The 23,018-nt window shown below is 71.8% G+C and carries 19 protein-coding genes and 1 tRNA gene; 11 read left to right on the top strand and 9 right to left on the bottom strand.

Annotated features, from left to right (window positions below; all coding sequences use genetic code 11):
- Position 1: 1 nt before the first annotated feature.
- Together glp and VIG79_RS04480 are read right to left on the bottom strand one after the other, a co-directional pair.
- Entirely contained in the window at positions 2-1,246 is a 1,245-nt protein-coding gene (gene glp / locus VIG79_RS04485; RefSeq protein WP_331882659.1) for a gephyrin-like molybdotransferase Glp, read from the bottom strand.
- A complete protein-coding gene (locus tag VIG79_RS04480; protein WP_331882656.1) occupies positions 1,236-2,663 on the bottom strand; it encodes a UTP--glucose-1-phosphate uridylyltransferase in 1,428 nt (475 codons plus the stop codon). Before VIG79_RS04480 ends, glp begins: the two co-directional genes overlap by 11 nt.
- 23 nt (positions 2,664-2,686) lie before the next feature.
- Here VIG79_RS04480 and VIG79_RS04475 point away from each other — a divergent pair, with 23 nt between their 5' ends.
- The gene (locus tag VIG79_RS04475; RefSeq protein ID WP_331882653.1) at positions 2,687-3,265 is read left to right on the top strand and encodes a 5-formyltetrahydrofolate cyclo-ligase; all 579 of its coding nucleotides are present in this window, start codon (positions 2,687-2,689) and stop codon (positions 3,263-3,265) included.
- On the opposite strand, the gene VIG79_RS04470 is transcribed toward VIG79_RS04475, so the two are convergent.
- Complete coding sequence (locus tag VIG79_RS04470) at positions 3,247-5,886, bottom strand: penicillin acylase family protein (RefSeq protein ID WP_331882650.1); 2,640 nt, start codon at positions 5,884-5,886, stop codon at positions 3,247-3,249. The two genes, VIG79_RS04475 and VIG79_RS04470, sit on opposite strands and share 19 nt — an antisense overlap.
- Before the next feature lie 128 nt (positions 5,887-6,014).
- Between VIG79_RS04470 and VIG79_RS04465 the strand changes: the two genes are divergently transcribed.
- The 6 genes from VIG79_RS04465 to VIG79_RS04440 all read left to right on the top strand — a co-directional run bounded on the left by VIG79_RS04465 (position 6,015) and on the right by VIG79_RS04440 (position 11,070).
- A complete protein-coding gene (locus VIG79_RS04465) occupies positions 6,015-7,532 on the top strand; it encodes a potassium/proton antiporter (protein ID WP_331882647.1) in 1,518 nt (505 codons plus the stop codon).
- A gap of 93 nt (positions 7,533-7,625) precedes the next feature.
- Positions 7,626-8,033: an FmdB family zinc ribbon protein gene (locus VIG79_RS04460; RefSeq protein WP_331882644.1), complete on the top strand. Its 408-nt coding sequence runs from the start codon at positions 7,626-7,628 to the stop codon at positions 8,031-8,033.
- A gap of 109 nt (positions 8,034-8,142) precedes the next feature.
- Positions 8,143-8,976 (top strand): S-methyl-5'-thioadenosine phosphorylase, encoded by an 834-nt coding sequence (locus VIG79_RS04455; protein ID WP_331882642.1) that lies wholly within the window; start codon positions 8,143-8,145, stop codon positions 8,974-8,976.
- 215 nt (positions 8,977-9,191) lie between these two features.
- On the top strand, positions 9,192-9,776 hold the full coding sequence (locus tag VIG79_RS04450; protein WP_331882640.1) for an SAF domain-containing protein: 585 nt from the start codon (positions 9,192-9,194) through the stop codon (positions 9,774-9,776).
- A 138-nt stretch (positions 9,777-9,914) separates the two neighbouring features.
- Complete coding sequence (gene mscL, locus VIG79_RS04445) at positions 9,915-10,370, top strand: large conductance mechanosensitive channel protein MscL (protein WP_331882638.1); 456 nt, start codon at positions 9,915-9,917, stop codon at positions 10,368-10,370.
- A 301-nt stretch (positions 10,371-10,671) separates the two neighbouring features.
- Positions 10,672-11,070, top strand: a complete 399-nt coding sequence (locus tag VIG79_RS04440; RefSeq protein WP_331882637.1) for a VOC family protein — start codon at positions 10,672-10,674, stop codon at positions 11,068-11,070.
- 36 nt (positions 11,071-11,106) lie between these two features.
- Here the strand turns inward: VIG79_RS04440 and VIG79_RS04435 are convergent, their stop codons facing one another.
- From VIG79_RS04435 to VIG79_RS04425, 3 genes are read right to left on the bottom strand one after another with little or no spacing between them, the layout of a single operon-like run.
- Entirely contained in the window at positions 11,107-15,345 is a 4,239-nt protein-coding gene (locus tag VIG79_RS04435) for a DNA helicase (RefSeq protein WP_331882636.1), read from the bottom strand.
- A 9-nt stretch (positions 15,346-15,354) separates the two neighbouring features.
- Entirely contained in the window at positions 15,355-16,554 is a 1,200-nt protein-coding gene (locus tag VIG79_RS04430) for an acyl-CoA desaturase (protein WP_331882696.1), read from the bottom strand.
- 26 nt (positions 16,555-16,580) lie between these two features.
- A complete protein-coding gene (locus VIG79_RS04425; protein WP_331882634.1) occupies positions 16,581-17,636 on the bottom strand; it encodes a ferredoxin reductase in 1,056 nt (351 codons plus the stop codon).
- 135 nt (positions 17,637-17,771) lie between these two features.
- Between VIG79_RS04425 and VIG79_RS04420 the strand changes: the two genes are divergently transcribed.
- Both VIG79_RS04420 and VIG79_RS04415 read left to right on the top strand, forming a co-directional pair.
- Positions 17,772-18,932, top strand: coding sequence for a helix-turn-helix domain-containing protein (locus VIG79_RS04420; protein ID WP_331882632.1), 1,161 nt, complete (start codon positions 17,772-17,774; stop codon positions 18,930-18,932).
- Positions 18,933-18,981: 49 nt separating this feature from the next.
- On the top strand, positions 18,982-20,226 hold the full coding sequence (locus VIG79_RS04415) for an alpha-amylase family glycosyl hydrolase (RefSeq protein WP_331882630.1): 1,245 nt from the start codon (positions 18,982-18,984) through the stop codon (positions 20,224-20,226).
- On the opposite strand, the gene VIG79_RS04410 is transcribed toward VIG79_RS04415, so the two are convergent.
- The 3 genes from VIG79_RS04410 to VIG79_RS04400 are packed head-to-tail and all read right to left on the bottom strand — an operon-like array spanning position 20,208 to position 21,779.
- On the bottom strand, positions 20,208-20,705 hold the full coding sequence (locus VIG79_RS04410; protein WP_331882627.1) for a nucleoside deaminase: 498 nt from the start codon (positions 20,703-20,705) through the stop codon (positions 20,208-20,210). The two genes, VIG79_RS04415 and VIG79_RS04410, sit on opposite strands and share 19 nt — an antisense overlap.
- On the bottom strand, positions 20,687-21,532 hold the full coding sequence (locus VIG79_RS04405) for a nucleotidyltransferase domain-containing protein (RefSeq protein ID WP_331882625.1): 846 nt from the start codon (positions 21,530-21,532) through the stop codon (positions 20,687-20,689). Before VIG79_RS04405 ends, VIG79_RS04410 begins: the two co-directional genes overlap by 19 nt.
- 7 nt (positions 21,533-21,539) lie before the next feature.
- Complete coding sequence (locus tag VIG79_RS04400; RefSeq protein WP_331882622.1) at positions 21,540-21,779, bottom strand: DUF6191 domain-containing protein; 240 nt, start codon at positions 21,777-21,779, stop codon at positions 21,540-21,542.
- A 77-nt stretch (positions 21,780-21,856) separates the two neighbouring features.
- Here VIG79_RS04400 and VIG79_RS04395 point away from each other — a divergent pair, with 77 nt between their 5' ends.
- Both VIG79_RS04395 and VIG79_RS04390 read left to right on the top strand, forming a co-directional pair.
- On the top strand, positions 21,857-22,714 hold the full coding sequence (locus VIG79_RS04395; RefSeq protein ID WP_331882620.1) for an aldo/keto reductase: 858 nt from the start codon (positions 21,857-21,859) through the stop codon (positions 22,712-22,714).
- 159 nt (positions 22,715-22,873) lie between these two features.
- Positions 22,874-22,949, top strand: a tRNA-Arg gene (locus VIG79_RS04390).
- Positions 22,950-23,018: the final 69 nt, after the last annotated feature.

The following is a 23,018-nucleotide window of genomic DNA, read 5'->3' as shown; positions in this document are numbered from 1 at the left end:
GTCATCCTGCCCCAGGTTCGTCGAGGAGCCACATGTCCACCATGTCACCCGCTTCGACGCGGGTCGCCTCGGCGGGGATGAGGACGAACGCGTTGGCGCGCGCCAGGTCGGCCACGAAGTGCGACGCCTGCCCCCAGACCGGGTCGGCACGCCACCCCTCCTCGGTATGCGTCGCCACGGCGCGCGCGACCTGCGCTCGGCCGGGCGGCGAGGAGAGGGGGTGCTCCAGCCGCGCGGTCAGGGTCCTGCGCTGCTCGGGGTCGCGGCCCATCATCCGTCGCAGGGCGGGCCGGACGAACACCTCGAACGACACGTAGGACGAGACCGGGTTGCCCGGCAGCGCGAAGAGCGGCACGTTCCGGTCCCCGACCAGCCCGAAGCCCTGCGGCTTGCCCGGCTGCATCGCCACCTGGACGAAGTCGACGCCGTGGTCGCGCAGGGACTCCTTGACGACGTCGTAGGCGCCCATGCTCACCCCGCCGCTCGTGACGATCGCGTCGACGTCGTCGGCGAGGGCCGCGACCGCGGACAGCACCGCCGCCGGGTCGTCGTCGAGCGTCGCCTGGCGGACCGCCACCGCGCCGCTCGCGACGACGGCGGCCTCGAGCATGTAGGAGTTCGACTCGTGGATCTGCCCGGGCTGCAACGGTTCTCCCGGCGGGACCAGCTCGGCGCCGGCGGACACGATGGCCACCCGAGGCCGCGGGCGGACCAGCGCGTCAGGGTGGCCGGTCGCCGCGAGCAGGGCCACCCCCCGCGCGTCGATCGTCGTGCCTGACGTGAGGACGACCTGGCCGTGCTGGACGTCCTCACCGGCGGGCCGCACCGAGGTCCCGACCGGGGCACCGGCCCGGATCTCCACCGTCCCGGTGCCGCCGTCCGTGTCCTCGACCTTCACGATCGCGTCCGCGCCGTCCGGAATCATCGCGCCGGTCATGATCCGCACGGCCTCCCCGGGTCCGACGGCGCGCGTGGCGACACCACCGGCCGCGACCTCGCCGACGACCGGGAGGCGGACCGCCGTACCGGGCACGTCCGGGTCCGCGGCGGACACGTCGACCGCCCGCACCGCATACCCGTCCATCGCCGAGTTGTCGAAGCCCGGAAGGTCGACGAGCGAGGTCACGTCCTCGCAGAGGACCAGGCCGAGGCAGTCGGCCAGGCGAAGGCTGACCGGCTCCGCGGCCCTGACCGCCGCGAGGATGGCGTCGCGATGCTCCTCCAGCGTCCGCACGTCAGCCGGCACCCTCGAGCGTCGTCACCCCGGTCAGCCGGCGGCCGTCCGGGACCGTCGCGGGGGCCGAGGCCCGGACGGTCACATCGCCGATACACACCACGTCCGCGCCGAACGTCACGTCGCCCTCGACGCGCAGCGACGTGGCCTGGCGCAGGGACGGCGCGCCCTTGGCGAACCGCTGCTCGAACCCCGGCACCAGCTTGTATGGCTTGTCCAGGTCGACGAAGGGATCGGCGTGGGTGATGACCGACACGATGTTGGACTGGTCGTCGAGCTCGAAGATGTCGGACCGGACGAGCAGCAGCTCGTTGGTCGTCTTGACCGGACGGAACCTGGTGCGCGGCACGTGGATCGCTCGGGCCCCGTCGATCCGGGCGACCGCACCCCCCATGGCCGTCTCGATCTGGATCACCTTCGTCGACGACGAGTCCGACGGGTCCACGGTCTTGCGGTTGACGATCACCGGCAGTCCGATGCCGGCCTCGCCCCGCTCGCGGCTCTGCGTGAGCAACGCGTCGAGGGCGTGCAGGTCGACCCAGAGGCTGTTGGCGTGGAACGTCGTGTGCCGCGTGTAGTCCTGGAACTGCTCCTCGTCCTGCTTCTCCACCATCGCGCTGTCGCGGAGCACCAGCTGACCGTCGCTCTTGCGCACGGCGAGGTGACCGCCCTTGCGGTCGTTGACCGTCCGGTCACAGACCTCCGCGACGTAGGGCACGTCGTTCTCGACGAGCCACGCCGCGATGCGCGGGTCGCAGGTCGCGCCGAGGTTGTCGGCGTTGGACAGGAAGACGTAGCGGAAACCCTTGTCCAGCAACGCCTTGAGCAGACCGGTCGCGGCCAGCGACAGATAGACGTCCCCGTGTCCTGGTGGGCACCACTCCAGCTCGGGGTCCGCGGGCCAGTCGACCGGGGAGAGGTCGTCGGCGCGCAGCTTGGGTTCGGCGCTCTGGAGGAAGTCCAGCGGTAGCCCGTCGAGCTCGAGGTCGGGGTATCGGCGCAGGATGGCCAGCGACTCCTCCCGGGTGCGGAACGAGTTCATCAGGATGAGGGGCAGCTCGACGCCGTACTCGGTGCGCAGCGCGAGGGTCTGCCGGGCGATGATGTCGAGGAAGGACAGCTCGTCCTTGACGACGAGCGCGGACTTCGGACCGGTGATCCCCATCGAGGTCCCGAGCCCGCCGTTGAGCTTGACCATCGCCACCTGGCGCAGCGCCGCGGCCATCGCGGCGTCGGTAGGGGCGTAGTCCTCGAGCGACGGGACGTCCACCAGTGGGTCGATCGTGGACTCCGGGATCGTCCCCCCGGACCCGGTGGCGATGACGTCCTCCAGCTCGGCGTAGCTGCGTTCGAAGGCGAGAACCGCCTCCTCGCTCTCGCCGTGCTGCACCATCCGGCGTCGTGCCTCGGCCAGCCCCGCAGCGCTCATGCGGCCAGCCTACGATGGTCGGTGTGACCGTTGACGCGACGTCCACGGCCAAAACCGCTCTCCGCCGACGCCTCCGTGCGACCCGCCGCCACCGGCTACCCGAGCGCGACATCGAGGCCGAGGCGAGGGCGCTGGCCGACCAGGTAACCGCACTCGTCGAGGAGCGGACCCATGGGCGGGTATGCCGGGTCGCCGCCTACGAGTCGCTCCCCACCGAGCCGCCGACCCACCTCCTCGTCGACCGCCTGACCGCCGCCGGGTACGAGGTGGTGGTGGGTGTCACCCTGCCGGACCTCGACCTCGACTGGCGGGTCATCGGAACACCGACAGCGTTGGGACTGGGCGCCATCCACGATGCACCGGTGATCGTGGCCCCGGCTCTGGCCGTCGACCGGACGGGGAACCGCCTCGGTCAGGGCGGCGGTTCCTACGACCGCGCGCTGGCCCGGCGGCACTCCGAGGCGCTCATCGTGGTGCTGCTCCACGACGACGAGCTGCTGCCGGCCGACGCCGTCCCGGTGGATGCGCACGACATCGCCGTCGACGTCGTGGTGACGGCGTCGGGCCGCCTCGTCCGGCTGGATCAGCCCGACGACCCCTGAGGGCTGAGGATCAGCTCGTCCTGGCGCGCCTGCTCGACGGCACCCCGGCTGAACGGCCACGGGAACGTCTCCCCCGCCGCCCAGGCGTCGAGCTGGTCGACGTAGTGCGCGGAGTACGGATGGCCGCTGGTCCCGGTCTGGTTCACCCAGGTGGACTGGTCGAGGTCGGCCAGGTTGACGACCATGCGCATCGACGGCGCCCAGTTCACGTCGAAGGTGCCGGACGAGGCGTCCCAGCCGTTCGCGTCGACGATCGACGACCCACCGCCGAGCTCCACGGGCCCGCGGTTGAAGATCCGCCGGACGATGTCCGGCACGGTCGAGCCGCCCAGCACCTGGTGCTTCTCGGTGAGTGTGTGCAGCTCGCCCCAGGACCAGGTGACCGGGTCCTTCCCGAGGTGCTTGGCGAGGTCCAGCCGAGCCTGGACCAACGCCCGGCGCAGCACCTCGTCGCGGGTCTCGACCACGCCCGGGGTACGCCGGTCGTCCCACCAACCGTTGGTCGGGTCCTTGAGCAGGGTGATCATCGCGGCCATGTACCGACCGCCGCCGTCCGCCTGGAGGTCCCGGGGCAGCTCGTCGTTGAACGTGTACTCGACGATCCGCATCCACACGGCGTTGTAGTAGGCAGCGCGTACGGCGGACCGGCCCTTGTCTCCCGGCTGGAGGAAGTCCCAGTCGCCGAGCAGCGTCTGCGCCTGCTGGGTGAACTCGTCACCCGACAGGTCGATCTGCAGCAGGGCCTGGACGAGGGTCGGGGCGAACGAGTTGTAGGTGTCGTTCTGGATCTCGCTCATCCGTTCGGGCGAGATCTTGGCGCCCTGGCTGTCGCTCTGCTTGAGCAACGTCTCGATGCGCGAGCTGCGCCAGCCGTAGTCCCAGTCGGAGGTGAGGAAGGGCACCTGCGGTCCGGTCGCGGACGTCACCTGGTTGTTCGCCGTGACGATGAAGCCCTCGGGTGGGTCGTAGGTCCACGGCAGCTGCTCGAAGGGGACGAAGCCCTTCCAGTCGTACTGGCTGTCCCAGCCGGGGGCCGGCCAGTACCCGGGTGGCGTGTTGGGCACCGAGGTCGACCGGATCGGGATGAGCCCTGGCGACTGGTAGCCGATGTGGCCGGCGGTGTCGGCATACACGAGGTTCTGCGATGGAACGGCGAACTTGGACGCCGCGGCGCGGAACTCGGTGAAGTTCGTCGCGGCGTCCATGCCGAAGATGGCGTCCGCCGACGTGTTCGGTGTCAGCCCCGTCCAGGCGAGTGAGACCGCATACGTGTCCTGTTGGGGCACCAGCCGCACCAGCGCGCTACGGCCGACCCGGCCGACGGAGTCGATGACGTCGGAGACGATCGGGCCGTGGACGGTCCGGCGGATCGGCAGCAGCACGTCGTTCCCGCCGGCCACCTTGATGGTCTCGGTGGTCGTCTCGAGCGGTACCTGCTGCCCGTCGCGGAGATAGGTCTGGTCGGTCACCTTCTCGAGGTAGAAGTCGGAGACGTCCGGAGCCAGGTTGGTCAGGCCCCAGGCGATCGACTGGTTGTGGCCGACGACGACGCCCGGCATACCGGCGAAGGTGTAGCCCGAGACGTCGAACGGGCAGGCCGCGGAGACCGTCCGGCAGTGCAGGCCGGTCTGGTACCAGATCCCGGGGATGGCGGTTCCCAGGTGCGGGTCGTTGGCCAGCAGGGGCTTGCCGGTCGTCGTCTTCGACCCGGCGACGACCCACGAGTTAGAGCCGATGCCGTCGCCGCGGCCGAGGAGGGCCGGGATCGAGTCGAGGGCCGCCTGGGCGCTCTCGAACACCGCCGACGTGACCGCGCTGACCGGGGCCGGCGACGGCGCTGGGGCCGCCGGCGCGCCGCCCTCGGTGAGCGCCGGGTTGACGGCACTGGCCGCCGGCGCCGATCCCGGGGTCCACTCGTCGGGCCCGAGGATCGGCGGATGCCCGGCGATCGAGTAGTCGGGGAACAGCACCGCGAGCCGGTCCGGGGCGAGCGTGGTGCCCAGGCGAGCTCGCGTCAGCTCGTCCCCATAGTTGCTGATGAGGTCCCAGCCCATCGCCTTGAGCCAGGCGAGCGAGTCGACGGCCGACCACTTCTCTACCGAGTACCCCGGGAACTGCTGGCCGAGCACGACGTACTCCAGCCCCATGTCGCTCGGGCTCTCCGCCCGGGCGATGTAGTCGTTGACGCCGTCGGCGTAGGCGTTGAGGTACTGACGCGTTGCCGGCGAGACCAGCGCCAGCTCCTTCACGGCGACGTTCCGCCAGCCCATCGTCCGGACCACCCGGTCGGTCTCCAGGCCGGCCGACCCGACCAGCTCCGAGAGGCGACCCGCCGTGACGTGGCGCCGGAAGTCCATCTCGAAGAACCGGTCCTGCGCGGCCACGAACCCCTGCGCCCGGAACAGGTCGTCGGTCGAGTCGGCGTAGATCTGTGGGATGCCGTGGTCGTCACGGATGACCTCGACCCGACCGCCGAGGCCGTTGAGCTTGATCTCACCGCTCGTCTGGGGCCAGGACTGGCGGACGATGCCGGTCAGCACGATCGCGAGGGCGACGACGAGCAGCACGACGAGGATCAGCACGCCCAGCCCGACCCGCCGGGCCACCCTCGCACGCGCCACCCTGCGAGACTAGGTCACCCGCGAGGCCCCACGAGGCAGGCGAGACCGTGGCCGGCCGACGGTGATGGGATCGAGACGGAGAACCGAGCACACGGACCGGCAGGACGACCCCTGAGGGAGGAGGCGAGGTGACCCGGCTGGCCCCCGTCCCGACCGACTTCGTCCTCGACGACCTCACCCGGTCGCTGCTCATCGGCTCGGCGGTGCTGCTGGTGGCCGTGGCCGCGGTCCGCATCTCGGTCCGCTCTGGGCTCCCGTCGCTGCTCATCTTCCTCGGCATCGGGCTGGTGCTCGGTGAGAAAGGCCTCGGGATCGGCTTCGACTCGCAGGAGCTGACCCAGGTCCTCGGCTACTGCGCTCTGGTCCTCATCCTCGCCGAGGGCGGACTGACGACGAGGTGGTCGAGCATCCGGCGGTCCGTGGCCCCGGCAGCAGTCCTCTCGACGGTCGGGGTGTTCGTCTCGGTCGGCGTGGTCGCCGTCGCAGCCCGTTACGTCCTCAACCTGGACTGGACGGTGGCTCTGCTCATCGGCGCGATCCTCTCCTCGACCGACGCCGCGGCGGTGTTCTCCGTGCTGAGGACCGTGCCGCTGCCCCGCCGGCTGAGCGGGCTGCTCGAGGCGGAGTCCGGGTTCAACGACGCGCCCGTGGTCATCCTCGTCGTCGCGCTCGCGGCCGAGTCGGTCCCTCTGGCGGAGCACCACCCCTGGTGGTACGTCCTGGTCGAGGCGGGTGTGGAGCTGGTCGGCGGGACGGTGATCGGGCTGCTCGTCGGCTGGGCCGGAGCGTGGCTCCTGCGCCGCGTTGCGGGCGCCTCGTCGGCACTGTTCTCCATCGGGGTCGTCAGCCTGGTCGTCCTCGCGTATGCGATCGCCGCCACCGTCCACACGTCGGGCTTCATCGCCGCCTACCTCTCGGCCCTCGTGCTCGGGAACCTCGGGCTTCCGCACCGGGCGGCCGTCCACAGCTTCTCGTCCGCCCTCGGCTCGATCGCCCAGATCGGGCTGTTCATCATGCTCGGCCTGCTCGCCTCGCCGGAGGAGCTGCCCGAGCAGATCGGCCCGGCGATCCTCATCGGGCTGGTCCTGCTGCTCGTCGCCCGGCCGCTGTCCGTGCTGGTCTCGCTGACGCCGTTCCGGATACCGCTGCGTGACCAGGCCTTCCTCTCCTGGGCCGGCCTGCGCGGCGCCGTCCCGATCGTGCTGGCGACCGTCCCGGCGACGCTGGGCACGGCCAACGCCGCCCGCATCTTCAACCTCGTCTTCGTCCTCGTCGTCATCTTCACCCTGGTCCAGGCCCCAACGCTGCCGTGGGTGGCCCGCCGGCTCGGGCTGGCCGAGTCGGTCCGCTCCGTGGACCTCGACGTCGAGACCACGCCGCTGGAGACCATGGGAGCGGACGTGATCCAGGTGACGGTCGGCGAGCGGTCCCGGCTGCACGGCGTGGAGCTGTTCGAGCTCCGCCTACCGCCCGGGGCGAACGTCACGCTGGTGGTCCGCGACGGCAAAGGGTTCGTGCCGCAGGGACAGACCGTGCTCCGGCACGGCGACCAGCTGCTCGTCGTCAGCACGGCAGACGTACGCCACAAGGCCGAGCAGCGGATCCGCGACGTCGACGAGGGCGGTCGCCTCGCGGGGTGGGCCTGACCGTCGGGAAGCGATTCGGGTCCCTGCGCGTTCACCCGTAGACTTCCGCGCGGCCTGACCTACGGCCGCCCATGACCTGAGGAGACCACCACCGTGCCGACGTATGCGTACGCGTGCACCGCGTGCGGCCACGCCTTCGACGCGGTTCAGAAGTTCAGCGACGCCGCGCTGACCGAGTGCCCCGACTGCGGCGGGCGGCTCCGGAAGGTCTACACGTCGATCGGCGTGTCGTTCAAGGGCTCCGGCTTCTACCGGAACGACTCGCGCGCCTCGGGCAACGGCTCGGGCAAGGGCTCGGGCAACGAGTCGAGCACGACCAAGGGCGACGGCGCGAAGCCGGCCGAGAAGTCGTCCTCGGACTCGTCCTCGTCGACGCCGTCGACCACGAAGGAGTCCTCGTCGAGCTCCTCGGGCGCGAAGGGTTCGTCCGGCTCTTCTGGGTCGTCGGGGTCGTCGGGGTCATCGGGGTCGTCGGGCAGCAACACCGCCGCCGCGAGCTGACCGGGCGGGCGGCGTGGCCGTCCCCAGGGTGTGAGCGGTTCGTCACAGCGTCCACAGGGGCCGCTGACGCGCAGACCGGGTCGTCGGCCACCCGCCTAGGGTCGTCGGCATGACGGGTATGCCACGGGCGGAGATCGGGGTCATCGGCGGCTCCGGGTTCTACGAGTTCCTCGAAGGCGCCGAGCGCGTCCACGTCGACACACCCTTCGGCGACCCCAGCGACGACCTGGTGGTGGGCGAGCTGCGGGGGCGGCGGGTGGCGTTCGTGGCGCGGCACGGGAAGGGTCACCGGTTCCAGCCGCACCTTGTGCCCTACCGGGCCAACCTCTGGGCGCTCCGCTCGTTGGGGGTGCGCCAGGTCCTCGCCCCGTGCGCGGTCGGCTCGTTGCGGCGCGAGCTGGGTCCCGGCACGGTCGTCGTGGTCGACCAAGTCGTCGACCGCACCTGGGGACGGCCGCACACCGTCTACGACCAGCTCGGTGCGGTGGTCCACGTCGGGTTCGCGGAGCCGTTCTGTCCGCGCGGCCGGCCGGTGGTCGTCACGGCGGCGCGGCAGGCCGGGCTGGCCGTGGAGGACGGCGGCACGTTGGTCGTCGTCAACGGTCCGCGGTTCTCGTCGCGGGCGGAGAGCCAGTGGCACCAGCAGGCGGGCTGGAGTGTCGTGGGGATGACGGGGATGCCCGAAGCAGGCATCGCCCGCGAGCTGGCGCTGTGCTTCACCACCGTCGCCCTGGTGACCGACCTCGACGCGGGGGTCGAGGGCGAGTCGGGCGTGACGCACGAGGAGGTCCTCCAGGTCTTCGCCCAGAACATCGAGGGCCTCAAGGCCGTCCTCATCGACGCCGTCGAGGCGCTGCCGCCGGCCGAGTCCGACGAGACGGCCACCTGTGGGTGCCGGCGCACCCTCGACGGGCTCACCCTGCCGTTCGCGCTGCCGACATGAGGGGGGTGACGACGGCGGCCAGGCCGGCGACATCGGCGGCGACATCGGCGGCGACATCTGCGGCGGCTGCCGGTTCGACGGGCGGTGCGACGGGCGGTGCGACCGCCGGTGCGACGCCCGGCGACCAGCGCGACCCGCCGTGGGGAAGAACCCGGTGGGGACGGCCTCGGTGGGGACCCGTCTCCCGCCGGCGGCGTTGGCGCCGGTCCCAGGCCGTGCAGCTGGTCGCCGTCACACTGGTCGCGGTCGCCGGGTGGGTGACGGTGAGCGCGCTCCTGCCCCCGCCGGTCGATCCCGGGGTGGCGACGGTCGTGGCGGTCCACGACGTGGCGCTCGGGTCGACGCTGACGGCGGCTGATGTGCGCGTCGAACGGCGGCAGGCCGACGAGCGACCGGCCGGGGCGCTCGACGACGTGCGTGCCGGGGTCGGTCAGGTGGTCTCGGGCCCGGTGCTGGCCGGCGAGATCATCACGTCCGCGCGGTTCCGTGGCGCGACGCAGCTGGCGGGGCTGGCGCCGGGGTTCGTCGCGGTGAGCCTGCCGGTGTCCGACGGGGTCCTCCTCGGAACCCTCCGGCCCGCAGACATCGTCTCGGTGCTGGCGGCCGGAACGGGCCAACCGCTGGCCTCGGCGGCGAGAGTGCTGACGACCGAGCTCGATGCGTCAGGCGTGCTGACGGCTGGTGCCGGAGGCCAGGGACATCTCGTGGTCGCGGTGACCCCCGACGAGGCCCGCGCGCTCGCGGTGGCCATGGGCGCGGCGGGTGCTCCAGGCGGGTTCCTCATGGCCGTCAGGGGGTGAGGCACCCCGGCTGGACCCCAGGGATACCAGCGAACGGACGTGTTCATCTCGACGACACACGCCTTCGCTAAGGTCCAGATTTCCGGGACAGGCTTTGAATGCACTTCCCTCGGCTACTGGGGGAGGGGAAGGAACATCGTGCTCAAGGGTTTCAGGGACTTCATCCTTCGCGGCAACGTGATCGACCTCGCGGTCGCGATCGTCATCGGCGCCGCGTTCGCCGCCATCGTCACGGCCTTGGTCAACAACATCATCAACCCGCTCATCGCCGCCATCTTCTCGGCACCGAACATCGCCGACGTGGGCACGTTCACGATCAACGGCGCGAACTTCTCGATCGGCGCGGTGCTCCAGGCGATCATCAACTTCCTGTTCGTCGCTGCCGCGGTCTACTTCGTCCTGGTGGCCCCGATGAACAAGCTGATGTCCATGCGCAAGCAGGGCGAGGAGCCCCCGCCCGAGGCTCCCTCGGAGGACATCCTGCTGCTCACCCAGATCCGCGACCTCCTCGGTGGCGCCGACACCACCGTGGTCGGTCCGCCCGCCGGCGCCCAGGGTTCGGACGACATCCCGCCCCCGCCGCCGGCGCGCTGACGACGCAGGCCTCTCCCGCGAGACGAGGTCAGCGTCGGGCCACGACTTTCGCTCCACCCACCGGGTAGCGCGGGTGATCAGGGTCCGAGCGCCGATCTCTCGCCACCCAGCCGGGTCGCGTGCTGATCGGGGTCGATCGTCGACCCCCTGGGGTCAGCTCGCGGCCACGATCCGCCCCGGGCCGGCGCAAGCCCACAGGTCTGGGGCAAACCCACTGGGGTGGGATCGGCCCGGCCGGCGCGGCCGGCTCCCCGTGGACCGATCTTCAGCACGTGTCTGCGCGGCGCTCTAGGGTGCGGACATGTTCGACCACGTAGGCATCCAGGCGGCCGACGTCGACGCGGCCGTCGCGTTCTATCTCCAGGTCTTCGGGCCGATCGGTTTCACGGAGGTCGTCCGCCATCCGGTGGGCGACTCCTCGGCCGTCGGGATCGCCGGCCGTAAGGGGTTCCCGGGGTTCTGGGTCAGCCCGGCGGGGGGACCCGAGACCCGCGAGCTGCACATCGCGTTCGACGCCCTCAGCACCCACGAGGTCGACGCGGTGCACCGAGCGGCTCTCGACGCCGGGGCCGAGATCCTCCACGCGCCACGCATCTTTCCCGAGTACCACCCCGGCTACTACGCGGTTTTCGTCCGCGACCTCGACGGCCACAACGTCGAAGCGGTCCACCACCTCCAGGGCGAGCCCTCGGGGGGCTGATCCCCGGCGGCTGCAAGCCCCCTGCGCGCCGGCTGGTCAGTCCCAGTGCGGCGGTCGCTGGTCGCGCAACCACTGTTCGTGGGTGGCGTCGTCGCGTCGCTCGCCCCAGCCGGCATCGGTGTCGTCCGCTGTCTGAGCGGCGACATCGGTCGGGGCCGTCGCCTCCTTGGTCCCCCGTCGGAAGGCCCGCCGGCGCTGCCGTTTCGAGCCCTGCTTGCTGGCCGCCGATGCGTCCCTGGACTCGTCGCCGGCCGCTTCGTGCCCCTCGGTCGCGTCGCCAGTCGTCGCCCCCGGCTCGGGCTCCAGGCCCGCCTCCGCGATCGCGTCGCCACTTGTCGCCCCCGGCTCAGGCTCCGAGCCCGCCACCGCGGACGCTCCCGTAGCCGGCGACTCCGATCCGGACTCGTCGGTGTCCGCCCCCTCGGTCTCCGCCCCCGCGGTACCTGCCGTAAGAGCGGTAGGGCCGGTACCGGCCAGCGCCCGCGCCTCCTCCCGAACCACCGTGACGATCCGGGCCACGTCGCGGGCCGGATCACGATAGAGGTCCGTGCTCCACACCCGCAGGTGTCGCCAGCCACGCCGTTCGAGCTCCTGCGGCCACAGGCGGTCACGTTCCCGCGTACCGCGCCACGTCGCGTACCCCGGTCCGTCCCCGTCGACGGCGACGAGCCACCGGTCGGGGTGACCCGGCACCGTGACCGCGATGTCGACCCGGTGCTGCCCGGTCCCCACCCGCTCGCCGACGAGGAGCTCTTCACGACGCAGGCGCCCGGCCAGCTCGGTCATCAGCGGGTCCGGCGCGGTCGGTGCGCCCTGCGACTCCGAGTACTCGGAGGGCGCCCTACCGCCGGACGACGCCGCCAGCAGCAGCTCCCGCAGCACCACCCCGCCATCGCGTATGCGGCTCTCGTCCAGCTCCTCCGGCGCGAGCGAGGAGACGACGGTCAGCCGGCGTCGGGCGGCCGTGAGCGCAGCTCGGAGCTGTCGGTGAACGTCGGGCACGGACAACGCCGGGAACCGGTGGAGAACCCGCCCGTGAGCGGTCTTCCCGTAGCCCACGCAGAGCAGAACGGCGTCCCGCCGGAGCCCGGCCGTCGCGCCCAAGGAGACCACGGTCACCGGTCGGTCGGTCTCCACACCGAGGTAGGCCAGCACCTCCGGCTCCGCTGCAGCGTCAAGCGCGCCGACGGCGGTCGCTAGCGCCCACCGGATCCGTTCGGCGTGACGCCCAGTCAGCGCGACCACGCCGAGCGACTCGTCGCGGCGCTCGCGGGCGTGCTCCAGGACCAACGCGACGACGCGGTCGACTTCGGCGTCGGTCGAGTCGATCGTCGCGTCCTCACCGGGTTCGAGCGCCGCCCGGCCGTCGACGACCTCCAGGCGGATCCTCGGGTCGAGGACCGGGCTGGGCGGGGCGACGAACGAGTCCGCATACCCGCTGCCCGCGACGCCGAGGAGGCGAGGGTCCACATACCCGTGCGCCCAGCGCAGCCGATGGACCGGGAGCAGCGCGGTCAGGTCCTCGAGGAGCGACCGGGGTACCGGACCCTCCTCGCGGCCGCCACCCAGGCCGGCGGAGAAGCCGGTCGGCCAGGTCGCCTGCGGGTCGCCGATGGCGACGACCTGTCGCGCCCGCGACAGCGCGCTGACTGCTGCGGCGGTCGTCAGCGACCCCGCGTCGGCGACGACCACGACGTCGAACCATGGCCCCGGCGGCAGCGCCTCGCCGACCACCAGCGGGCTCATCGCCCAGCACGGCGCCGACCCCAGGAGCAGGTCGGACGCGGAGTCGAACACCTGGCTCAGGGACGTCGGCCGCCCGGCGCGGTCGGCCTCGGCTCTCAGCATCGCGGCCGCGGTGCGGTTTCCCTCCAGGGCCGAGGTATGCCACGCCGCGGCCTCCACGCGGGTCTTGCGAGCCGTCGCCGTGAGGTGCTGCCGGTCGTCGGACGCGTAGCCCTCTGCGGCGGACCGCAAGCCGGTGCCGTCGTGCTGCCCGTAGCGCGGGTCACTGTCGGTGACGTGGCGGGCGATCGACACCCACCAGATGTGCTCGAGCTCTGCGGTGACCTCGTCGGCCTCGACCCCGCGCGCCGCGAAGTCGTCCACGACGTCGCCCATGCCGGCCGCCCGCAGGTCGTCGATCACGGGGACGACGAGCGGGAGCACCGCGAGCCGTTCGGGTCGAGCGGCCAGGGCGTCCAGCCGGGTCCGCAGCTGCGACACCGGGGTCGTCGCCAGACCACCGCCGGCGGCGGTCGGGGCCAGTCGCTCGCCGAGCCAGGTGAGGTCGGCGTCGAGCTCATCGTAGGCGTCCTGCGCCTCGTCCAGCCGGGGCGAGATCTCCGGTCGGCCACCGGCCCCCACCAGGGCGTTCCACGCGCTGCGCTGGGTTCGCGCGCGCACCAGCTCCGCGTGGAGGTCCTCGGGCGGACGGCCGGGCCGCAGCAGCCGGCTCGCCAGGCGGCGGACACGGGACCGTGCCCACCAGCCGAGCTCGACGCCCTGGGCTTGCCGGTACTCCCGGGTCCCAGTCGCCGCGACGTGCTCGTCGAGCGGGACGTCGAAGATCTCCGGCCGGAACACCTCGAGGGTGTCCCGGACCCCCGCCATGGTCGCCAGCGTCGTCTTCCAGTCCTGCACTGTGCGCGCCGCCGGGAGGGAGGACTCCGCGAGGATCTCGTCGAGGGTGGTCGCCCGTGCGTCGAACCCGCCCTCGGCCAGGCGCGTCACGATCGACGACGCGCGGGTCACGTCAGCGTCACTGGTGATGCGGGCGCCGTACCAGGGGTCGCCGGCCTCGCCCGCGGACCACGCCCCGACCGCCGCCGCGCCGGCCAGCTCGTTTGCCAGCTCGTGCAGCCGCTCGCGGGACAGCCGGGCCAGCGCGGCCCCGCGGATCCGCACTCGGGACGCCGGCGGCGGCTGACAGGAGCCCAGCTCGCTGATCGCGCACTGTGCCTCGTGCACGCTGACCCCCCACGGAACCCGGACCTCGTGGAGCGCGGCCACGTGGTCGCGGAGCGCGTCGCGCTGCGTACGCAACCGGCTCTCGAGCGTGCTGCTCTCGACGGGCAGGCGGTCGGCCCACGACTCGTCCACTCCGGGCGCTCCGACGAGCCCGACGACCTGGGCCAGGGTGCCGCGGTGGTCGAACAGGGCGTCGCCGACGCTCGCGACCAGCGACCCGAGCCCGACGGACTCGAGGCGGCGGCGGACGTCGTCGATCTCCGACCTCTGCTCCGCGACGAGCAGCACCGAGTTGCGCTGGCCGGCGAGGGCGGCGACGACGTTCGCGATGGTCTGGGTCGTGCCGGTTCCGGACGCGGCGTGCACGACGACGTCCTCACCACGGAGCACGGCCTCGACCACCCCACTCTGGGCCGCGTCGGCGTCGAGGACGATCCGCTCGCCTGCCGGGTCCGGATCGGGGTCGAGGTCGGCGGCCGGCTCGACCGGTATGCCGTCGGTCGTGTCGGTCGGTTCCGGCAGGGATCCCTCCGCGGCAGCGACGGCCCGCGCGGCGAGGGCGCCGAGGACGGTATGCCCGGCCAGGCGCTCGGCCGACGACGGCTCGGCCAGCTCGCCGAGGTCGCCGACCATGGCCAGCTTCCCGTGCGGGAACGTGCCCACGAGCATCCGGGGCGCGATGGTGAACCCGGGCAACCCCTCGCAGAGGCGACCGAGGGCCGCATACACGGGGTAGGGGTCGAAGCCGCTGGTGACCGTGGCCATCGCCGCGAGCGACGGGGTGTCGAGGTCGATGCCGGCCGTGGACCGAAGGTACTGCTCGAGGACGGGGTTGACCTCAACCTCGTCGCCGAGGACGACGTCGTAGTCGCCGGCCCCGGCGTCGGTCGGGCGCAGCACGCAGGACCGCAGCAGCACCGGTGCGTGCGGCGGGGTCGGCGCGCCCGGGTGCTCCCAGGTGGCCATGCCGGCCGCGAGGAACGACGTCTCCAGCCCGCGGGTCGTCGCGAGCGAGACCGCGCGGCCCCGAATGTCCGCGGCACGGGCGCGAGCCTCCCCCAACGCCGCCCGCTCGCGGACGAGGTCCGACAGCCGCGTCGGCCGCCCGGCGAGGAGCATCGACACCCCACCGGGATGCGCGGTGGTGAGGTCGAGCACCGCGTTGGGCTGCTCGACGTACCAGAGCAGAGTGTTGGGACCACCCAGCGTGGACAGCTCGCGCCGCCAACCGGCGAGAGCGGCCACCACGGCCTCGGCTCGCTCGGGCGTGCGCGTGGCGTCGCTCTCGAACGGGCCCGGACTCACCCGCAGAGGCTAACCAACGAGAGCGGTGGCCCTCGGCTTACGGTCCGGCAGGGCGAGCCGGAAGATCTTGCCCCAGGTGGAGCCGACCTGCTTCCACAGCGGGCCGGTCGTGTAGGGCAGGCCGTAGCGATCGCAGATCTCGCGGACCTGGACCGCCACCTCGGCGTACCGGTTGGACGGCAGGTCCGGGAAGAGGTGGTGCTCGATCTGGTGCGACAGGTTGCCGGTCATCAGGTGCATGGCCTTGCTACCGGAGATGTTCGCGGAGCCGATCATCTGGCGGACGTACCAGTCGCCGCGGGTCTCGCCCTCGATCATCTCCTCCGTGAACGTGTCGGTCCCGTCGGGGAAGTGGCCGCAGAAGATCACCGCGTGGGCCCAGACGTTGCGGATCGCGTTGGCGGTGAGCGTCCCGAGCAGCGCCGGCACGAACGAACCGGTCAGCGCGGCGACGGCCGGCGTGGCGACGTAGTCCTTGGCGAACTGGGTCGCGATCTTGCGGCCCATGGCCTTGAGGTCGCGCCGAAGGTCGGTCTTGGACTTCTTCCCCTCGGCGAAGTCCTGGAGCTCGAGGTCGTAGACGGCGATGCCCCACTCGAAGATCGGCGCCAGCAGCGCGTTGTAGAGCGGGTTGCCGAGGTTCCAGGGCTGCCACTCCTGCTTCGGGTCCATCCGCAGGATGTTGTAGCCCACGTCCCGGTCCTTGCCGATGACGTTGGTCCACGTGTGGTGCAGGTCGTTGTGGGTGTGCTTCCACGACGCGGCCGGGGTGACGAAGTCCCACTCCCAGGTCGACGAGTGGATGTCGGGGTCGCGCATCCAGTCCCACTGGCCGTGGATGACGTTGTGGCCGATCTCCATGTTCTCGAGGATCTTCGCAACGCTCAGCATCGCGACACCGGCGACCCAGGCGGGCGGCAGGCTGGCGAAGACGAGGCACGCCCGGCCGCCGAGCTCCAGGCTGCGCTGGGCCCGGATCACCCGGCGGATGTACGCGGCGTCGGAGGCGCCGCGGCTCGCGATGACGGCGTCGCGGATGGCGTCGAGCTCGCGGCCCAGCTCGGCGACGTCCTCGTCGGTGAGGTGCGCCGCGGCGACCGGGCGCACCGCCGGGTGGCCCTCCTGGGCGAGGACGGGACGCCGGCGCGGGGTCTTCACGTCCGTCGCGCCGGTGTCGGGCGCCGGAGCGAGTCGGGTCAGGGTGGTCATGGGCAGAGCAGTCATGGTGGTGCTCCTCAGATCTCGAGGTGGACGGGTCCCGCCGCAGCGGAGATACAGGTCTGGATGAGCTGCCCTTCATCCCCGTGCACCTCACCGGTGCGCAGGTCGCGCACCTGGCCGGCGAGCAGGGGGATGAGGCAGCTCTGACAGATGCCCATGCGACAACCGCTGGGCATGACGACGCCGGCGTCCTCGCCGGCTTCGAGGAGCGGAGTCGAGCCGTCGACCTCGACCTCGCGGTCGGAGGTCTCGAAGGTCACGAGGCCCCCTTGGCCACCGGCACCGTCGAGCAGCACCGCGGCGAACCGTTCGACGCTGAGCTGGTCGGGCACGTTCGACGACTGCCACAGTGCGGTCGCTGCGTCGAGCATCTCGGGAGGACCGCAGACGTATGCGGCGCGGCCCTTCCAGTCGGGGACCACGGTGTCCAGGTCGTCGGTCCGCGTCAGGTCGATGCGGCCGCGGTCGGAGGTCACCCAGTGGACGACGCGGAGTCCGGGGTGCTCGTCGCCGAGAGCGGCGAGCTCCTCCCGGAACAGGGCGTCGTCGAGGGTCCGTGAGGAGTGCACGAGCACGACGTCGGCGTCGCGACGGCGCCCCACGAGCGTGCGAACCATCGACATCACGGGGGTGAGGCCGCTGCCGGCGGTCAGCATGAGCAGGGGACGGGGGTGTTCGGGCAGGACGAAGTCGCCCTGCGGAGGGGCGAGGAAGAGCACGTGGCCCGGACGGGTCCTTCGGACCAACGTCTCGGACACCTTGCCGTTGGCGGTGACCGTGATGGCGGGGTCCGCGCCGGACGGGGCGCTCAGCGAGTAGGACCGCCAGTGCCGGACGCCGTCGATCTCGACGCCGATCCGGGCGTACTGACCGGCCTGGTGAGCCTGCCAGCCACGGCCCGGACGGAAGTGGATGGTCGCCGAGTCCGGGGTCTCGGGGACGACGGCCGTGACGATGCCGCGAAGCTGGCGAGCCGAGCTCAGCGGGTTGACCAGCCAGAGAAAGTCCTCCGGTGCGCGCGGCGTCGTGAACACCGACGCCACACGGCTCAGGGGACGGATCTTGCTCACCTATCCAGAGTGACAAGGAACCGGCCCCCGGCGCTCCTATCGTGGCATACGATGTGAGAGCCAAAACTATCGTGTGGTGATAGATCCTGAGGCTTCGCTGTGACTATAACTCCGCCAGACCCGCCGTGGTTAGCCGTGCCAGCACAGATCAGCGACATGTTGCGACCTCGGCTGACCGACGTCGTGGAGGAAGTCATCGCCGCGGTCGCCGTCGCGGTCCCAGCCTACGCGCGACCGCTGGAAGGGCGATTCGGCGACGGCGTGCGACAGGGCGTGGAGGTCGCGCTCGGTCGGTTCCTCGAGCTGCCCGGGACCACCCAACCGGCGCTCACCGCGGAGAGTCGCCGGGTGTATGCGGCGCTGGGACGCGGCGAGGTGCGGCAGGGTCGCACCCTCGACGGGCTGCTGTCGGCATATCGGGCGGGCGCCCGGGTGACCCTCCGCCGGATGTCTCGGGACGCCCTTCAGGCGGGGCTGGACACCGAGGCGCTGGTGGCCCTGGGCGAGTCGATCCTCGCCTACATCGAGGAGCTGTCGGCCGCGAGCGCGGAGGGGTTCGCCTTCGAGCAGTCCGAGCGGGCCGGCGAGATGGACCGCCGCAGGGTCGAGCTGCTCGAGCTGCTGCTGCACGGGACCGCCGACGACGTCGCGGCCCAGGAGGCGTCCGCGGCCGCCGGCTGGGTGCTGCCGAGTGCCCTCGTGGCGGTGACGATGCCCCTGGACGAGGCCTCCGGCGTCCGCTTCCAGCTGGGTTCGCGGGCCCTCACCATGGCCCGGGCCACCGACGCGGTGGCGCTGGTACCGGCCCCACGAACGGCCCGAGAGCGGACCGAGCTGGAGCGGGCGCTGCGGGGCCGGCGCGCGGTGATCGGTCCCGCGCGCGACTGGCGGCGCGCCCCCGACTCCCTGCGTCTGGCCACCACCGCGGCGACCTCGCTCTTCCGGCGCCCGGGGCGGGACGAGGCCGACGAGAGCGCGCGGCCGGTGTGGGTCGAGGAGCACCTCGCCGACCTCGTGGTCGGAGCCGAGTCGCAGGCGCTCGACGACCTCGCTGAGCTGCGGCTGGCCCCGCTGACCGGGCTGCGGCCGTCCTCGCGTCAGAAGCTGGCCGACACCCTGTACGCCTGGCTGCGCCACTGGGGCCAGCGCGCCCCCATGGCCGCCGAGCTCAACGTCCACCCACAGACCGTGGGCTACCGGCTGACCCAGCTGCGTGAGCTGTTCGGCGACGCCCTGGACGACCCGCAGGTGCGCTTCGAGCTGGAGCTCGTGCTGAGGGCTGGACGTGCCTTCTGAGGCGGGAGGCCGCCGGGTAGCGTCAGAAATCCGCGCACGGCAAGGAGGCATGACGATGGACTGGGTCTCCTCGGTGATCTGGTGGCACTGCTACCCGTTACGCTTCGTCGGCGCCGAGACGCGGTCGGACGAGCTCGCCGACGGACACGTCGAGCACCGCCTCGGCCGGATCGCGGGTTGGCTCGACTACCTCATCGACCTGGGCGCCAACGGCCTCATGCTCGCCCCGGTGTTCGCCTCGACGTCCCACGGGTACGACACCCTCGACTACTTCCGTGTCGACCCCCGCCTCGGCGACCTGGACGACGTCGACGAGCTGTTCGGCCACTGCCGGGAGCGGGGCATCCGGGTGTGCCTGGACGGCGTGTTCAACCACGTCAGCCAGGACCACGAGATCGTCCGCCGTGCGCTCGCGGAGGGTCCGGACTCCGAGGCGGGTCGGTGGGTGACGTGGGACAACGGGTACACGATCGGGTTCGAGGGCAACCTCGACCTCGTTGAGCTGAACTTCGCCCATCCGCCGGTGGTCGACTACATCGTCGACGTCATGTGCTTCTGGCTCGACCGGGGCGTCGACGGCTGGCGGCTCGACGCCGCCTTCGCTCCGGGCGGCGCCGCCTGGAGGCCGATCATCGACCGGGTCCGGGCGGCCCACCCGGAGGCCTGGATCGTCGCCGAGCTGATCAACGGCGGCTACCCGGAGTTCGTCGCCGAGAGCGGCGTCGACTCGGTGACCCAGTACGAGCTGTGGAAGGCGATCTGGAGCTCGATGAACGAGCAGAACCTCCACGAGCTCGAATGGACCCTGAAGCGGCACGCCGAGTTCTCGGCGTCGTTCCGGTCCCAGACCTTCCTCGGCAACCACGACCAGACCCGGATCGCGACGCTGCTGAAGGACCTGCGAAACCTGCCGCTGGCCGTCGCGATCCTCATGGTGGTGCCGGGCATCCCGACGATCTACGCCGGGGACGAGCAGGCGTTCACCGGCGCCAAGCTCGACCAGCCCCGTGGTGACGACCCGGTCCGGCCGCCGTTCCCGGAGACCCCGTCCGAGCTGCTGCCGTTCGGTGCCGAGACCCTGGCGGTCTACCAGGAGCTCGTCCGCGTCCGCCGTGACCACCCGTGGCTCGTCGACGCCGGGCTCTCGACGTCCCACGTCTCGGACACGACGATGACCATCCATCTGTCGTCGCCGCAGGGCGAGCGGCTGTCGCTGACGCTGAACGCCGGGGACGAGCCCGCGGACGTCGGCGGCGTCGCCGTCGAGCCGCACTCCTACGTGATCGGGCCCTGACGCGAGGCTTCGGCGTGTCGGCGGTGCAGCTCGTGGATCTCGTCCTCCAGCTCCGGTGCGGGTCCGGCGACGACGACGCCGGGCGCAATCGCCTTGACCGGCAAGGGATTCACCGGTGAGGCACCGGTGAAGCCGAACTCGCGACGCCAGGCCACGAGCTGTTCGGTGGACGCGATGTAGACGATCCGGCCGAGCCCGACCCAGCCGTGCGCGGCGGAGCACATCGGACAGTGCTCGCCCGAGGTGTAGACGGTCGCGCCCGCACGCTCCTCTGGCGAGAGATGGGTCGCCGCCCAACGGGCCAGCTCGAGCTCGGGGTGGCGTGTCTGGTCGCCGTCCGCGGTGCGGTTCCGGTCCTCGGCGCGCACCACGCCGTAGGCGTCGACCAGCACGGAGCCGAACGGCTCGTCGCCTGAGTCGAGCGCCTCCCGGGCCAGCTGGACGCAGCGTCGCAGGTGGGTCAGGTCTCGTTCGTCCATACCGCCCTCACCTCGTCGACGATCCGGGTGGCGTCCTCGATGGTGGCGGCCAGCTCGGCCGGTGAGGTACCCACGCTGCCGAGCACGCCGCATACCCTGCGTTCGAAATCCGCTGGCGCACAGGGTAACCGGCCGGCTGAGGCAATGGCTCCCTTCTCGTTGACCAACCAGCGCCGGTCGTGCGCGTGCAGCGCGTGAGCACACAGCAGCATCGCTCGGCTCAGGCAGAGGGCGACGTATGCGGCGTCTCCCCGGCTCGTCGCCTTGGCTGCGATCTGAAGGAGGAAGCCGGCCTCCCAGAGGTTCTGGGCGAGCGCGACGCGCAGGGCATCGGGGTAGGTGATGGCGTCGCGAAGGTCGGTGAGATCGCCGCTGGGGTCGGCGAGCACGACGGCCAGGGCGAGCTCGCCGACGTAGGCGAAGTCAGGTACGCCGAGCGGGTGCCCGGTCTGGGAGTTCCAGTCGTAGGCGCCGCGGTGGGTTCGCGCCCACGCCTCCCGGACGCGATCGACGTCGCGATACAGCCAGTCGACGTGGACGCCGCCGACGACCAGCCAGCCGCCGCCGTCGACCCAGGGTCCCCACTCACCGCGCTGGGTGACCTCCGCGTCCGGCCCCGCCACGTCGCGGGCGATCGCCCCGAGGGCGGCGGTGTCGAGGTCGCCTTGGCAGTAGAGGCCGAGGTCGACGTCCGACTCGGGGGTGTGCTCGCCGCGGGCCCGGCTGCCGCCGAGGACGACTCCGACCACGCCATCGACGGCGGTGAGGCGCTGCGCGAGCGCGGCCAGGTCGAGCCCGTCGGGGACGGCGCCGTCGGGGAGAGTCACCCGAGGGTCACTGGTCCTTCGGGTCGTCGGCCGGCTCTCCGTCCGGTGCGTCCGCGGGCTCTGCGGGGTCCGCGGCGTCTTTCCGCGCGGGCTGGGGGATGCGGACGACGTTGTTCTCGAGGTCGACCTGCGTCTCGCCGTCGCCCTCGTTGCCTGGGATCTTCGCCTCGATCTGCTTGCGGTCCATCTCCTCGCGCAGGTGGCGCTGCCCGGGGTTGAAGATCTCCCCGACACCGCTCCAGCTCATACGTCGAGGCTAACCCCCAGCCGGGCGACGCATACCGGGTGCGCGTGGGAGCAGCGCGTCTGGGTACGTTCGAGAGCATGAAGACCAGAGCCATCGGAGACCGGACCGTGTCAGAGATCGGGCTCGGGGGGATGCAGCTGTCGATCAGCGGCCGCCCGGACCACGACCAGGGAGTGGCGACGATCCACGCCGCTCTGGACGCCGGCGTGACCCTCATCGACACCGCCGACGCCTACTGCCTCGACGACTCGGAGACCGGGCACAACGAGCGACTCATCGGTGAGGCGCTGCGGTCGTGGGGCGGCGACCTGTCCGATGTGCTCGTCGCGACCAAGGGTGGCCACGTCCGCCCTGAGGGTCGGTGGGAGGTGGACGGCTCGCCGGACCATCTGCGGGCCGCGTGTGACGCGTCCCTGACGGCGCTCGGGGTGGAAGCGATCGGGCTGTACCAGCTCCACCGGCCGGACCCGTCGGTCCCGTACGCCGAGTCGGTGGGCGTCGTGGGCGACTTGCTGGACGCCGGGAAGATCCGGATGGCGGGGATCTCGAATGCTGACTCTGGGCAGATCCGGGAGGCGCAGGGGATTCTCGGCGGACGGCTGGTCAGCGTTCAGAACCAGTTCTCGCCGGCCTTCCGATCGTCGGAGCCTGAGCTGCGGCTGTGCGACGAGCTGGGCATCGCGTTCCTGCCGTGGGGACCGCTCGGCGGGGCCTCGCGGGCAGCGGAGGTCGGGTCGCGGTTCTCGGCGTTCGCGGAGGTCGCGTCGGCGCACGGGGTGAGCCCACAGCAGGTGGCCCTGGCGTGGATGCTCGCCCTGTCGCCGGTCGTCATCCCGATCCCCGGCTCGTCGCGACCGTCCACCATCGAGGACTCCGTCGCGGCCGCGGACCTCGGACTCACGGACGACGAGGTCGAGCGCCTTTCGGCCTCATGAGAGTTCGGGCGCCGTCATCGAGCGTCACGGTGCGCGTCTAGGTGCGGCTGGTGCTGTCCTGACGACACCGCTCGCACTCTGACGTGCACTCTGCCCGGTTCCGGGCGCTCCAGCCGATGAGCGCGTCGGCTACCCTTCCTGCGGCGCCGAACCGGCTCCGCCCTCGTAGCTCAGGGGATAGAGCACCGCTCTCCTAAAGCGGGTGTCGGCAGTTCGAATCTGCCCGGGGGCACCAAGCGAATTCCGCAGGTCGGAGGCCACTTTGGCCCTCTCCCCCGCTCTTGTGAGTCCGCTCCGAAACCCC

The sequence above is a fragment of the Lapillicoccus sp. genome, from assembly GCF_036559105.1.
Taxonomy (GTDB): Bacteria; Actinomycetota; Actinomycetes; order Actinomycetales; family Dermatophilaceae; genus Lapillicoccus.
This window is presented reverse-complemented; position numbering and strand designations above follow the sequence as displayed.